The sequence below is a fragment of the Veillonella atypica KON genome (assembly GCF_002959915.1).
Classification (GTDB): domain Bacteria; phylum Bacillota; class Negativicutes; order Veillonellales; family Veillonellaceae; genus Veillonella; species Veillonella atypica.
On record NZ_PPDE01000009.1, the window covers coordinates 173,115 to 186,472 of the forward strand.

Here is a 13,358-nt window from a genome sequence, read left to right on the forward strand (position 1 = left end):
CACGCAAAAGAAATAGAACTTTATAGGTATGACCATCATTTTTCAAATAAAATCTAATAACAAATAAGAATGTTTCACGTGAAACATTCCAAAAACATATGTTCACCAACATGATATATGAGCTTATAAATTTATTTGATTATGTGTTATCACTTAATTGATTTACACTATTAGGTATAAAATGTTTACGTATAACTTTTTTCTATGGACGCACCTTAATAAATTATATGAAGCTATGACCTTTACAGTATATATAGATATATTTATACTTATAAAAGACAGTATTTTAATAGGTTTAACATTTTAACCATACAATCTATTTTATTTTTAAAGGAGGCGTTTCACATGCCCATTTATAACGGAATGCTTCCCGTCATCAACAAGGATGAAGTAAAGCGATATGCAGGACTTCGTCATGCCGAAGATTTTCCAGAAAAATTCGTCGATGAAGCTTGTAAAGAAATCCAATTATTAGCGACGCCAAAAGGTGTCTACCAAGAATATGATTACGATGCAGAAAATAAAGTTATTTTAAGTAATCCGCCGCTCAAAATTGAAGGCTCCATCATTGAAAAACATCTTGAAAAATCTACAAAGGTGTATGTGCTAGGTGTTACAGTCGGCGAAGACGTTGAAAGACGTAGCGAACAGCTATTCAAACAAGGCAACTACACCGTAGGTCTCTTACTAGATGCAGCTGCAACAACTGCAGTTGAACAAGTGGCTGACCAAGTTAACGAGGTAATCAATAACATTGCTAAGAAACAAGGTTATGCACCTACATGGCGTTTTAGCCCAGGCTATGGCAACTGGCCTTTAGAAATTCAACCACAACTTGGTAAAATCATCAAAACCGAACAAATCGGACTACAAGTTACAGAAAACTTCTTATTATTTCCAAGAAAATCCGTAACAGCTATTATCGGTTTGATGCCAGGAGATCAATGCTTGACAACAAAACGCGGTTGTAGCTCTTGCTCACAAAAAGATTGTCAATCAAGAAAACTTCCAGAAAAAGCAGCAGCTACAAAACCAGAAACAAGCAAAACAACAGCCGAAGCATCTGGTATAGCTATGAAAGCACAACCAACAGAATAAAATTTTAACACACGATGTTTCACGTGAAACATTACCTTGTACATCTGTACCATTGTACCCATTCTGTACCATTGTACCCATGTGCAATCAAAAATGTTTCACGTGAAACAATTCATTTATAGTATTAGTAATTGAAATGTAGGTCACCAAGGTTCTGAGCCCGACTTTGCTAGGTCGAGGCCCTTGGCCGACGACCGTTAAGGCGGTGGAGGGCGAATGTCCTTGGTGACCTACATTTCAATATATAAAGGATGATTCACATGTACATTTTTGACGGCGCTATGGGTACAATGCTCCAAGCAGCAGGCCTAGAAGAGGGTTATTGCCCAGAATTATTTAACGTGGAACGACCAGAAGTGGTAAAAAATATCCACGCACAATATTTACAACATGGTAGTGATGTAATTACTACTAATACATTTGGCGCATGCGGCCTTAAATTAGAAGATTACGATTTACAAGATCGTGTAAAAGAAATAAATATAGCAGCTGTAAAGGTTGCCAAAGAAGCAATTGCAGAGTTCAAGCCATCCGCTCGTGTAGCCGGTTCTATGGGCCCTACAGGACGGTTTTTACAACCATTAGGTAATATGAGCTTTGATTCTATTTATGATACATATAGAGAACAAGCAGAGGCTTTGATTGAAGGCGGCGTTGATTTCATCATTATCGAAACGATTATCGACGTACAAGAAATGCGTGCCGCTCTATTAGCATCTTTGGATGCTCGTGAAGCAGCAGGTAAGACTAAAGAAGATGTACAAATTATCTGTCAATTTTCTTTCAGTGAAGACGGTCGTACCATCACTGGTACACCTCCAGAGGTTGCCACAACTATCGTAGAGGCAATGGGGGCCGATATCATCGGTATTAACTGTTCTCTTGGACCTGAACAAATCACACCGCTTATTGAAAAAATCGCTAGTGTTACTAATTTACCAATCATCTGCCAACCAAACGCCGGTATGCCACAACTCATTAACAAGCAAACGGTATTTCCGCTTTCAGCAGAAGACATGGGCCCATTGATGATTCCAATTGTTGATGCTGGTGCAAGTTATGTAGGTGGCTGCTGTGGTACAACACCAGCGCATATTCAATCAATTTCTGACGCTGTGAAAGCACATACGCCTAAGGAACGTGCTCATATTGAACCAAAAACGGTGATTACAAGTCGTACAAAATTGCTTGAATTAGGTCATAATGTAAAGCCATTGATTATCGGCGAACGTATCAATCCAACAGGCCGTAAGGTGCTCGCTCAAGAACTACGGGACGGTTCTTTCATTCGTGTAAAACGCGATGCCTTAGACCAAGTAGAAGCAGGTGCAGATATCCTCGATGTGAATATGGGGGTAGCCGGTATGGATCAAACACCTTTGATGGAAAAAGCCATCTTCGAATTATCCATGCTTGTAGAAACGCCATTATCCATCGATACATTGGATCCTAAAGCCATGGAGGTAGCCCTTAAAAACTATCCAGGCCGCGCCCTTATCAACTCTGTAAATGGAGAAGAGGAGTCAATCACACATGTTATGCCTTTGGCTAAACGCTACGGTGCTGCATTACTTTGTTTGCCACTTTCCAGCGGTGATTTACCAGAAAAAGCAGAGGACCGTGTCGCTTTAGCTGAAAGCATCGTAAATCGCGCTTATAACTATGATTTACAACCTCATGACCTTTTACTCGATCCATTGGTATTAACACTTGCTAGTGGGGAAGATAGTGCACGACAAACTCTAAAAACATTGCGTTTATATAAAGAAAAATTTGGTTTCCCAACAGTTATGGGCCTATCCAATATTTCTTTTGGTATGCCACAACGTCCATACTTAAACGGTCAGTTCTTAACAATGGCACTCGCATCAGGCTTAACTACGCCAATTATGAACCCACTTAACTACGCCGCTAAAAAGGCATTCGTATCAAGCTCCACACTTCTTGGTTGGGATCCAGGATCTGCCGAGTTCATTAAAGAATACGGCTACGAAGACGAAGCAACAGCGCCAGGCAATGCGGCGCCAAAAGGTCCAGATAAAGCATCCTTTGATAGCAACGACCCATTAGCCAATATCCGCGCTTGTGTAGAACAAGGCGAAAAGGAAGCCATTGTTGATCTTGTAAAAAAAGCATTAGCTGACGGCATGGATCCATTGGATATTACGAAAAAAGGGCTTTCAGAAGCCATGAACGTAGTAGGGGACAAGTTTGGCTCTGGTAAATTATTCTTGCCACAAGTTATGCTCGCTGCGGAAACGATGCAAGCTGCTTTCAACACTATCAAAGAAATCATTCCAGCCAGCGACAGTTTAGATAAAGGAACCGTTGTTGTAGCCACTGTTAAGGGCGATATTCACGATTTAGGCAAAAATATCGTAGCCGCTTTACTTGAAAATAATGGTTACAAAATCGTCGATCTCGGCAAGGATGTTGACCCTGAGGTCATCGTACAAGCCATTAAGGACAACAAGGCGGCCCTCGTAGGCATTTGTTCCTTGATGACGACCACAATGCCTCAAATCGACAATACCATCGCTGCTATTCGTGCAGCCGGCCTTAAAACGAAGGTCATGGTTGGTGGCGCCGTAGTATCCCAAGATTACGCTGACCAAGCGGGCGCAGATATTTACGCCAAGGATGGTATCGCGGCTGTAAACCACGCGAACGATTTCTTTGAAACTTTGAAATAATGGCTAATCCAGGCATATAATATAGGTAATACTCATGGTGAAAGCCCCAAATAATGCTCACATAACGCATATGAGGCTTTCACCATACATAGAATAGATAAGAGGTATATGATGACATTACGTGAGAAACACCAAAAAGGCCAGTTCACCATCACCGTTGAATTGGACCCACCTAAAAGCAGTTCTGCTCAAAAGGTTTTTGAACAAGCAGCGCGCCTAAAAGGCAAGGTTGATGCCATAAACATTGCGGACAGCCCTATGTCTAAAATGCGCATGAGCCCTATTTCCTTGTCCTATTTATTGCAACATAATGAAGGCATCGAAACGATTTTCCACCTCACATGCCGTGATCGCAACATCATAGGCTTACAATCCGAACTGCTCGGTGCTGCAGCACTTGGTGTTAATAACATTTTGACACTGACAGGCGATAAGCCAGACCATGGCGACCATCCATTCGCACAATCCGTATTTGAAGTGGATTGCATGGGCTTACTAAATATTGCTAAAACATTGAACAGCGGTAAAGATTTAGCAGGTAACGACCTCGATGAACCTACGAACTTCTACATTGGCGCTACAGGTAATCCCGGTGCTCCTGATTTAGAAATCGAACGTCAAAAACTAGCTGCTAAAATCAAAAATGGTGCCCATTTCGTGCAAACACAACCTATCTATGATTTAGAACAAGCTAAACGCTATATCGACAAAATGTCTGAATTCAATGTACCTATTATGCTTGGTTTGATTCCTCTTAAAAGCTTTAAAATGGCAACATACCTTCATGAAAAAGTACCTGGAATCAACCTTACCCAAGACATTCTAGACCGCGTAGAAAAAGGCGGAAAAGAAGCGGGTACAGAAATCGCCATCGAAACCTTGGAACAAATCAAGAAAATCGCTGCAGGCGTACATATCATGCCGCTTAATGATATAGATACGACTTTGCATATTATTGATCACGTGTAAATCTTAAATAACAGCAAAAGTGCTCCCAACAGCCTCCTAAAAATGACACGCTATCGCGCTAAAGCGGGACCCGAAGTCATTTTTAGGAGGCTATTGGGGGCTTCTTTATTCTATAATTAAGCAAAAACGTGATCAATAATATGCAAATCTTAAAAGAACAGGGAACAAATCAAAATAGATTTGTTCCCTGTTTTGTTTCCGATATAGCCGTTAGTGTTAATATGCTACAATCTTTTCCTATTTATTGTTACCTATAACATATAGTTTAATCTAAAAACACCTTTCAAAAAACGACTTTGGCCCTGCGGAGGCCGATAGGCCGGAGTCAGACCCGGCCGGTGGAGGCTTTTTGGAAGGTGTTTTTAGATTGCTTACATTAATGAAAAAGATTGTAGCATATTATAATAACGGTTTATCCTTTATCTCTTTTGGTTTTCTCGGATATTTCCCAGGTGTTTTTCCTGTTTTCTTGATGTACACGATAGCTCGTTTATCGTCTAGTGTCGGTAAGGTCACGGTTCTTACATCTTCGATGGATGCTTTTAATGTGCTGAGGGCTTTATCAGATTCGCCGACTTCTTCTTCGTAGATAGCACCTTTTAAGGCGATAACATAGCCGCCTTGTTTAACGTAGGGCACGGTCCATTCTAATAAGATGGGCAATCTCGCAACGGCACGGCTTGTGGCGATATCAAAGCTTTCACGATAGTCCTGATGACTCAAATCCTCAGCACGTCCATGTAAGGTCTTGCAGTTCGTCAATTGCAATTCGTCGATAACGGTCTCAAGGAAGGTAAGGCGTTTCTTGAGGGAATCAAACAAGGTCACGTGCAAGGTTCTATCATAGATGGCCAACGGAATGCCAGGGAATCCAGCACCGGTTCCGACGTCGATAATGGAGGACCCAGATTTGATAATTTTCGAATCATAACAAGATAGGGAATCAATCATATGCTTAACCACGACTTCCTTCATATCGGTGATGCCCGTCAGGTTGAGATATTTATTTGTTTCAATCATGCGTGCATAGTACACGTAGAAATCTTTTGCTTGCTGCTGCGTGCATGACAATCCAAATGTTGCCATTTGTGAAAGCATATATTCAACAAACTCAGATTCACTAGCGATAGGCACATCATATTTTTCTTTCATCGGTGCTCCTAACTATATGTATATAATTCAGGATAAAATTCATTTATTCGCGCTGTAAGACCCATTTATGTGCTTCTATGATAAATTATATACAAATCACTCAAAAAAGAGCATACAAGCGAAATATAAGAGTCATATTTGTATCTATTATACCATATTCTCAATATATTCTCATTTATTATATAAATAAAAGTGCAAAAAGAGGAGGTACGCATAAAAATCTTATATCATCTAAACCGCCTCATAATTGTAAACCTATTTTATTAGCCTTCTAACACATCCTTTTCTAATTTTATATATCTTATTTCTACCATTCAAATTTTACTGTTTATCTATAATTTATCACTATGAATTTTTCTTCACATATAGATTATTTTGTCTATTCTGAATGTACACTTAGTGTATTTCTCTAGTGTACATATTTTACTGGTATAATAATAAGTACTTTATAAATATTCATATAAATATACAAACTTTTACGTATATACTCACTTTTACATTTATAAAAAATAAAGCTTGCTAATGGTATCATTTATAGATACACTACAATCAATAGGAGGTGATACCCATGAAACAAAAATGTATGTGGTTCTTATTTAAACTTGGGCTATCCTTATTTACTCCAGATTATATGAGTCAAGGTCGCGAAGTCAATGAGCATCAGGAACGGGAAACCTTATAACAGAAAAAGCTAGTTAATCAAACGATTAGCTAGCTTTTTCTATGTAATCACATATTCTATTTATTCCTATTGTATTGTTCTAGTTGAATCAACAGTACAGACACATCCGCTGGGGATACGCCAGAGATACGGCTGGCTTGGCCGATGGAGTGAGGGCGAATTTTGTTGAGCTTTTGTTGCGCTTCAAGGGAAATACCTTTAATTTCTGTATAATCCCATTCTTTTGGAAGAATTTTTTCTTCCAGTTTGCGAACCTTCTCAACTTGTTCCATTTGCTTTTTGATGTAACCTTCATAGGTAATGGCAATATCCATAGCTTCTTCTACGTCAGGTGTAAAGCGTTTCAAATCGAATGCATCAGCTACGGTAGCATAGGAGAGTTCGTTACGTTTTACCAAATCATATGCGTGGATGCCTGTTTTGATAGGGGCTGTGCCCAAGCTTTCAAGCAAGGCTTGCGTTTCCTTGGACGGATTGACAGGTGTGTTGCGCAACAATTCCAGGCCTTCTTCGATGGCCGCTTTTTTAGCTGTAAATTTAGCCCAACGATCGTCTTTCACAAGGCCGATTTCACGACCTTTTTCGGTAAGGCGCATGTCCGCATTGTCTTGACGAAGCAATAGACGGTATTCACTACGGCTCGTCATCATGCGGTATGGTTCGTTGGTACCTTTTGTTACGAGATCATCGATGAGAACGCCAATGTATGCTTCGGAGCGAGCAAGGATGAAAGGTTCCTTACCTTCAAGCCATAAAGCAGCATTAATACCAGCCATGAGGCCTTGTGCAGCCGCTTCTTCATAACCAGATGTACCATTGGCTTGACCGGCAGAGTAGAGGCCTTCAATATGTTTCACTTGAAGGGCTGGCGTCAATTGTGTTGGGTTCAAGCAATCGTATTCAATAGCATAGGCAGGACGCATGATTTCGACGTTTTCAAGACCAGGAATGGTGCGAAGAAATGCGTATTGTACGTCCATAGGAAGGGATGTACTCATGCCTTGTACATACATTTCATTTGTGCCCATTCCTTCTGGTTCTACGAATAATTGATGGCGTTCTTTATCGGCAAAGCGCACCACCTTATCTTCGATGGAAGGGCAGTAGCGCGGGCCAACACCTTCAATTTTACCGCTGTACATAGGAGCACGATGAATATTGCTTTTAATAATCTCATGCGTTTCCTTATTCGTATACGTCAACCAGCACACATCTTCGTTGCGGTTAATCCATTCGTCCATAAAGGAAAAGGCATGATGATGTGCATCACCTTCTTGAACGGCCATATTTTCAATATTAAGCGTCCGTTTATCTACGCGGGCTGGCGTGCCAGTCTTAAAGCGCATCAATTCAACGCCATTATCTAGTAGGGATTGAGAAAATTGTTCCGCTACCCGTTGCCCATTTGGGCCACCTACATAGTCGATATCGCCGATGAGGATTTTACCTTTCAAATAGGTCCCTGTACAAAGAATGACAGCCTTAGCGCCATAGAATTCGCCAAGCTCAGTAACGATGCCCGTTACCTTGCCATCCTCAACCTTGAGCTCCGTAACCATGATTTGCTTAACATTGAGATTATCCGTATTTTCCAAAGTATGTTTCATCAAATGTTGGTATTTAATTTTATCCGATTGGCAGCGCAAGGAATGCACGGCAGGGCCTTTACCCATGTTGAGCATACGCATTTGAATGGCCGTAGCATCCGCATTGATACCCATTTGACCACCCAACGCATCGAGCTCATACACAAGATGGCTTTTACCAGGGCCGCCAACGGCAGGGTTGCACGGCATAAGTGCAATATTATCCAAACTGATGGTCGCCATCAACGTGCGATGACCCATGCGGGCGCAGGCGAGGGCCGCCTCACAACCAGCATGACCGCCACCGATGACGATGACATCATAATTATCTACAGTATACATATCTATTGAATTCCTTATATTTATTACTTATTTTGAAATGTATATGGAATGATAACTTCCAAAAAACTCCACCGGCCGGGTCTGACTTCGGCCTACGGCCTTCGCAGGGCCAAAGTCGTTTTTTGAAAGCCATCATTCCATATCTACATTACTTACCGAGACAAAATCTACTAAATAATTCATCTATCATGCTTTCACGAATTGTATCGCCCGTGATGTCGCCTAGTAGTTCCCAGGCGCTGCGCAAATCGGTCGCTACAAAGTCCACAGGCATGCCCATGTCGATGGAGGAGAGGGCTTCTTCGACTTGAGCCTTTGCTTGTTCCATGAGGCTGATATGGCGCACGTTACTAATCATGGCGCTGTTGTCTTGTTTTACGCGACCGCCATAGACGAGTTCTTGTACCCATTTAGAGAGAACTGCAGAGCCTTCGCCGTCTTTGGCACTAATGCGTTCGATAGCTGTAAAATTACCGTGTTCTTCAATATTTTCGTCTGTAACGACTTGTGCCACGTCGGACTTATTAAGGAGTACCATGGTATTCAAACCGCTCACAGAGGTCAAAATTTCGATTTCTTCAGAGGTCAATGGGGTAGACCCGTCGATAACGCAGAGCACGATATCTGCTTTGTTGATATAATCGCGAGCACGCTCCACACCGAGGGCTTCTACCGTATCTTGTGTGTCTCGAATACCTGCCGTATCAATGAGGCGCAATGAAATGCCTTCTACGGTCATATATTCTTCAATACTGTCCCGCGTCGTCCCCGGAATATCCGTTACAATAGCGCGGTTTTCGCGCAAGAGAGCGTTCATAAGGCTCGATTTACCTGCATTTGGGCGGCCTACAATAACCGTCGTAATACCGTCGCGAATAAGGCGACCTGTGTTCGCTGTAGACAAGAGTTCATCCATAGCTTTCAAAATAGGCTCTAGCTGCTCACGAACCTCTTGGCTCGTTACATCCTCGATATCCTCTTCTGGATAGTCGATAGTTACCTCTAAATGAGCAATCATGGCGATGAGCTGTTCACGCACATCTTTTACAAAGGACGAAACTGTGCCGTCCAGCTGCGATACAGCAAGAGAGAGGGAGTCCTCTGTTTTTGCTTCAATAATATCAATGATTGCCTCCGCTTGGGTGAGGTCGATACGTCCGTTCATAAAGGCGCGCTTCGTAAATTCGCCGGCCTCTGCCATGCGCACATCGTGATTGACGAGCAATTTCAAGATTTGTCGAACCGGCACAATACCGCCATGACACTGAATTTCTACCACGTCTTCTGCGGTGTAAGAATGAGGGCCCTTCATTAATAACACAAGAACCTCGTCGATGATCTTGTTCGTCGCTGGATCCACAATAGTCCCGTATTGAATCGTTCTATTTTGGCGGTCCATCAACGGCACGGTGCCAGCGCTCTTGAACAGGCTATTTACAATAGGAAAACTATCCTTACCGCTGACCCGAATAATACCAACCCCGCCGATGCCGGGCGGCGTCGCAATGGCCGCTATTGTATCATCTATATACATAAAAATCTCCGTACTTCGAATCTCTTTAATTTCTTCGCCTGTGAAAGTTAAACTAAACCAATCTTACCCATGCGAAGATTACCTTAAGTTAGCTTTCACCATAACTTATTGATTGCGATAACGATGGTGTTCCAAAACCTCCACCGTACCTATATTAGAAATTAGAAAAGTGATGCCAGTATTCCGAAACCGACTTTGGCCCTGCGAAGGCCGTAGGCCGGAGTCAGACCCGGCCGGTGGAGGTTCTCGGAATACAGGCATTACTATCATTATTTCTTATATGAAATCACAATGTGACGGAATGGTTCATCACCAGCGGATTCTGTGACGATGTGTTTATCATCATGCAACGCCGTATGAATGATTTTGCGTTCAAATGCATTCATAGGTTCTAAGGAAACCTTTTGACGGTTACGTTTTACCTTAGCTGCAAGGCGTTTTGCAAGATTAATCAACGTTTCTTCACGACGAGCACGGTAATTTTCCACATCCACCACGATGTGACAATGGCCAGATACCTCTTTGTGAGCTACCAAATTCGTTAAATATTGGATAGCATCAAGGGTTTGACCGTGTTTACCAATCAAGATACCAAGGTCTTCACCATGTACTTGGAACGTGATTTTATCACTGGTAAACATCTTTTCAATCATCACGATAAGTCCCATTTGAGCAAACATCTTTTCAAGGAATTCCTTACCTTTTTCAGCGATGATTTGTTGTGTTTCTTTTGAAAGCTCTTGTTTAGCTTTCACAGATATCGGTGAATCATCAACAGATTCAGCCACATCGCGTTCATCAGTCGCAACAGGCACATCCGACACAGCATCAGAAGTCTCAGCGATGACTTCTTTTTCTTCTTCCGTAGCCGCAGCTGCTACCATTGTATAGAACAAACGAACCACAGCTGGTTTACGTCCAATACCTAAAAAACCATTAGAAGGTTGTTCAATAACCTTTGTTTCTACCAATTCACGGCCATCTATAGAAAGTTCTGCAACCCCTTTAGCGATGGCATCTTCAATCGTTTTAGCAGATACATCGATAAATTCCATAGTGCCTCCTATTTATTAGCTTCTAAGCCTTTGTAAATGAAATGTTGTTGCACCAATTGGAACACATTGGATACAATCCAGTAAATAACAAGACCAGATGGGAAGTTCAAGGAAATGTAACCGATGAACAATGGCATAAAGATTTGCATAATCTTTTGTTGTTGTGCAGCGGCACCACTAGCACCCATACCAGTTTGTCGGGACATAAGCCATGTGGACAAAGCACTCAATACTGGCAAAATGTAGTATGGATCTGCTTCGCCAAGGCTAGGAAGCCATAAGAAATGTTCGAATTCAGGATTGTAAGGATATCCTTGCAATGCGTAGAAAATAGCAATCAAGAACGGCATTTGCACCAATAAAGGCAAGCAGCCAGCCAATGGGTTTACGCCCATTTCTTTGTACATAGCGCCCATCTCAGCTTGTAACCGTTGAGGGTCGTTTTTATATTTTTCTTGAAGCTCTTTCATGCGAGGTTGTAACTCTTGCATTGCTTTCATAGATTTAATTTGTTTTACTGTCAACGGCGCTAAAATCGCTTTAATAATGACAGTAATGATGATAATAGCCACCCCATAGCTTGGGAAGCCGACCATGTCAGTAAAGTTGAAAGCATATGTCACAAGTGTGCGCATAAATTCAACTAGATAGTTAAAAATTTCCATTGTTTCTCCTTCGAGTGCAGGTCTAAATTGAGTTCCTTCGCGCATCCATATATCGTTATGGTATGGTCTAAATTTCATCCATACAGATGCTCAGGTATTTCCAAAACTGTGCTCACTCAAACTAATGTCAATTGTGAAAGTTGTACTAGTCTTATCTTTCACCAATACCAAATTAAGGAACAGGATCATACCCGCCCTTGTGGAATGGATGACAACGCAAAATGCGTTTTAGCCCAAGCCAGCTACCTTTCAAAGGCCCATATTTTTCAATGGCCTGCAGTGTATATGCGGAACAAGTGGGATAATATCGGCAACATCCCGGTTTGAGAGGGGAAATGGCAATCTGATAGAAGCGAATAACGAGCCATAAAACAAAGGTAACCCCTCGTTTTATAAGATTTAATAAAGTTATACATGTATCTTTCATAGAATTCACCATGATTGGATTAGCGTATGTATCTAAGACATTTCCACCAAATCCATATACCTCATAATACGCGAATAGGACCAAAGCATAGCGCTGTCCATGCTTGTGGTCCTATATAGGATTATACTAAGAGCTTGCTTTTACGCAATAAGTACAGTATTTCCTTTTCCGCTCGTTCATAGGTTGCGTCCTTCAGAGGGCCACGTCCAACGATAACAATATGATACCCTTCGCGAATTTGATGCTGATTGAGGCGATATACCTCTTTCATAAGGCGACGTGCTCGATTGCGTTCAACCGCACAACCCACCTTTTTACCCGTCACAAATCCGATGCGAGTCTTTTGCTTCGCTACAGGCATACGATATAACACACATAGGCGTCCTACCTCGTACTTACCATGCTTATACACAAGGCGATATTCATTATTGTTTATAATACGTCTCGTTTTATCTAAGCGGTAATCCATTGTATCGTCCGAGTCCTATAGAATAGAAAAACTTGGCAAGAGCGCCAAGTTTTCTGAAAGCTCTTGCTGAGCCATTATATTATGCAGATAAGCGTTTTCTGCCTTTAGCACGTCTTCTTTTTAATACGAGACGGCCACCGATAGTTTTCATGCGTTCACGGAAACCATGGGTACGTTTTCTCCAAAGAGTATTTGGTTGATATGTACGTTTCATTAGTAAAACACCTCCTCGTTATATATTTGTTTTACTTATACCATAACAGGGTAATTATAGAGGGAAAACGCAAATCTGTCAATAAAAAACAGGTGTTTTCTTAGCATTTTTAGTATGTGCGAAACCGATATCACACTATTTTTGAATATATAATTTGTTTGCTGCCAATATTTTCATAATTTAGTAATGAGGAAAGGACCATGATTTTTCGCTCCACCGGCCGGGTCTGACTCCGGCCTGCGGCCTTCGCAGGGCCAAAGTCGCTGCAAAATCATGGCCCTTTCCTCATTCTACTGTAACTATGAAAACGTCAAACAAATTATATTGCATTCAAAGATCATCCTATCGGTTTCGCATCGCTAAAAACAAACAAGTAAATACCTGTTTTTTTATTGAAACAGATTGCGCGCACCTTCCCTTGGCGGGGAAGACAAAATCTACTATTTTAGAGCAACATACATACACCTCTTTT

Annotated in this window: 11 protein-coding genes; 3 read left to right on the forward strand and 8 right to left on the reverse strand. The window is 41.5% G+C overall.

The genetic code is table 11. The annotated features are described in order from the left end of the window. Positions 1 to 345 precede the first annotated feature (345 nt). From VAHSUH02_RS08495 to VAHSUH02_RS08505, 3 genes are all read left to right on the forward strand, one after another. Positions 346 to 1,098, forward strand: a complete 753-nt coding sequence (locus VAHSUH02_RS08495) for a Vitamin B12 dependent methionine synthase activation domain protein (RefSeq protein ID WP_005382824.1) — start codon at positions 346 to 348, stop codon at positions 1,096 to 1,098. A 260-nt stretch (positions 1,099 to 1,358) separates the two neighbouring features. Continuing rightward, the gene (locus VAHSUH02_RS08500; RefSeq protein ID WP_038148700.1) at positions 1,359 to 3,791 is read left to right on the forward strand and encodes a homocysteine S-methyltransferase family protein; all 2,433 of its coding nucleotides are present in this window, start codon (positions 1,359 to 1,361) and stop codon (positions 3,789 to 3,791) included. A 111-nt stretch (positions 3,792 to 3,902) separates the two neighbouring features. Further along, positions 3,903 to 4,760, forward strand: a complete 858-nt coding sequence (locus tag VAHSUH02_RS08505) for a methylenetetrahydrofolate reductase (protein ID WP_005375925.1) — start codon at positions 3,903 to 3,905, stop codon at positions 4,758 to 4,760. 399 nt (positions 4,761 to 5,159) lie between these two features. On the opposite strand, the gene rsmG is transcribed toward VAHSUH02_RS08505, so the two are convergent. The 8 genes from rsmG to rpmH all read right to left on the reverse strand — a co-directional run bounded on the left by rsmG (position 5,160) and on the right by rpmH (position 12,886). Next, complete coding sequence (gene rsmG, locus VAHSUH02_RS08510) at positions 5,160 to 5,912, reverse strand: 16S rRNA (guanine(527)-N(7))-methyltransferase RsmG (RefSeq protein WP_005382821.1); 753 nt, start codon at positions 5,910 to 5,912, stop codon at positions 5,160 to 5,162. Positions 5,913 to 6,650: 738 nt separating this feature from the next. Next, a complete protein-coding gene (gene mnmG, locus VAHSUH02_RS08515) occupies positions 6,651 to 8,522 on the reverse strand; it encodes a tRNA uridine-5-carboxymethylaminomethyl(34) synthesis enzyme MnmG (protein WP_005382819.1) in 1,872 nt (623 codons plus the stop codon). 148 nt (positions 8,523 to 8,670) lie between these two features. Next, complete coding sequence (gene mnmE, locus VAHSUH02_RS08520) at positions 8,671 to 10,056, reverse strand: tRNA uridine-5-carboxymethylaminomethyl(34) synthesis GTPase MnmE (RefSeq protein WP_005382818.1); 1,386 nt, start codon at positions 10,054 to 10,056, stop codon at positions 8,671 to 8,673. A 269-nt stretch (positions 10,057 to 10,325) separates the two neighbouring features. Then, positions 10,326 to 11,111, reverse strand: a complete 786-nt coding sequence (gene jag, locus VAHSUH02_RS08525; RefSeq protein WP_005382817.1) for an RNA-binding cell elongation regulator Jag/EloR — start codon at positions 11,109 to 11,111, stop codon at positions 10,326 to 10,328. Positions 11,112 to 11,119: 8 nt separating this feature from the next. After that, positions 11,120 to 11,776, reverse strand: coding sequence for a YidC/Oxa1 family membrane protein insertase (locus tag VAHSUH02_RS08530; RefSeq protein ID WP_005375962.1), 657 nt, complete (start codon positions 11,774 to 11,776; stop codon positions 11,120 to 11,122). Between the two features lie 172 nt (positions 11,777 to 11,948). Next, on the reverse strand, positions 11,949 to 12,203 hold the full coding sequence (yidD, locus tag VAHSUH02_RS08535) for a membrane protein insertion efficiency factor YidD (protein ID WP_081448442.1): 255 nt from the start codon (positions 12,201 to 12,203) through the stop codon (positions 11,949 to 11,951). A gap of 121 nt (positions 12,204 to 12,324) precedes the next feature. Next, positions 12,325 to 12,672, reverse strand: coding sequence for a ribonuclease P protein component (gene rnpA / locus VAHSUH02_RS08540; protein ID WP_005375872.1), 348 nt, complete (start codon positions 12,670 to 12,672; stop codon positions 12,325 to 12,327). 79 nt (positions 12,673 to 12,751) lie between these two features. Beyond that, positions 12,752 to 12,886 carry a 50S ribosomal protein L34 gene (gene rpmH / locus VAHSUH02_RS08545; RefSeq protein ID WP_004692946.1) on the reverse strand — a complete coding sequence of 45 codons (135 nt, stop codon included), beginning with the start codon at positions 12,884 to 12,886 and terminating at the stop codon, positions 12,752 to 12,754. Between the last annotated feature and the right edge of the window lie 472 nt (positions 12,887 to 13,358).

Excerpts from the sequence above, each read along its gene's own strand:
- rnpA (WP_005375872.1), bottom strand. The coding sequence starts at position 12,672 with ATGGATTACCGCTTAGATAAAACGAGACGTATTATAAACAATAATGAA.
- yidD (WP_081448442.1), bottom strand. The coding sequence starts at position 12,203 with ATGAAAGATACATGTATAACTTTATTAAATCTTATAAAACGAGGGGTT.
- VAHSUH02_RS08495 (WP_005382824.1), top strand. The coding sequence starts at position 346 with ATGCCCATTTATAACGGAATGCTTCCCGTCATCAACAAGGATGAAGTA.
- VAHSUH02_RS08500 (WP_038148700.1), top strand. The coding sequence starts at position 1,359 with ATGTACATTTTTGACGGCGCTATGGGTACAATGCTCCAAGCAGCAGGC.
- mnmG (WP_005382819.1), bottom strand. The coding sequence starts at position 8,522 with ATGTATACTGTAGATAATTATGATGTCATCGTCATCGGTGGCGGTCAT.
- rsmG (WP_005382821.1), bottom strand. The coding sequence starts at position 5,912 with ATGAAAGAAAAATATGATGTGCCTATCGCTAGTGAATCTGAGTTTGTT.
- VAHSUH02_RS08505 (WP_005375925.1), top strand. The coding sequence starts at position 3,903 with ATGACATTACGTGAGAAACACCAAAAAGGCCAGTTCACCATCACCGTT.
- jag (WP_005382817.1), bottom strand. The coding sequence starts at position 11,111 with ATGGAATTTATCGATGTATCTGCTAAAACGATTGAAGATGCCATCGCT.
- VAHSUH02_RS08530 (WP_005375962.1), bottom strand. The coding sequence starts at position 11,776 with ATGGAAATTTTTAACTATCTAGTTGAATTTATGCGCACACTTGTGACA.
- mnmE (WP_005382818.1), bottom strand. The coding sequence starts at position 10,056 with ATGTATATAGATGATACAATAGCGGCCATTGCGACGCCGCCCGGCATC.
- rpmH (WP_004692946.1), bottom strand. The coding sequence starts at position 12,886 with ATGAAACGTACATATCAACCAAATACTCTTTGGAGAAAACGTACCCAT.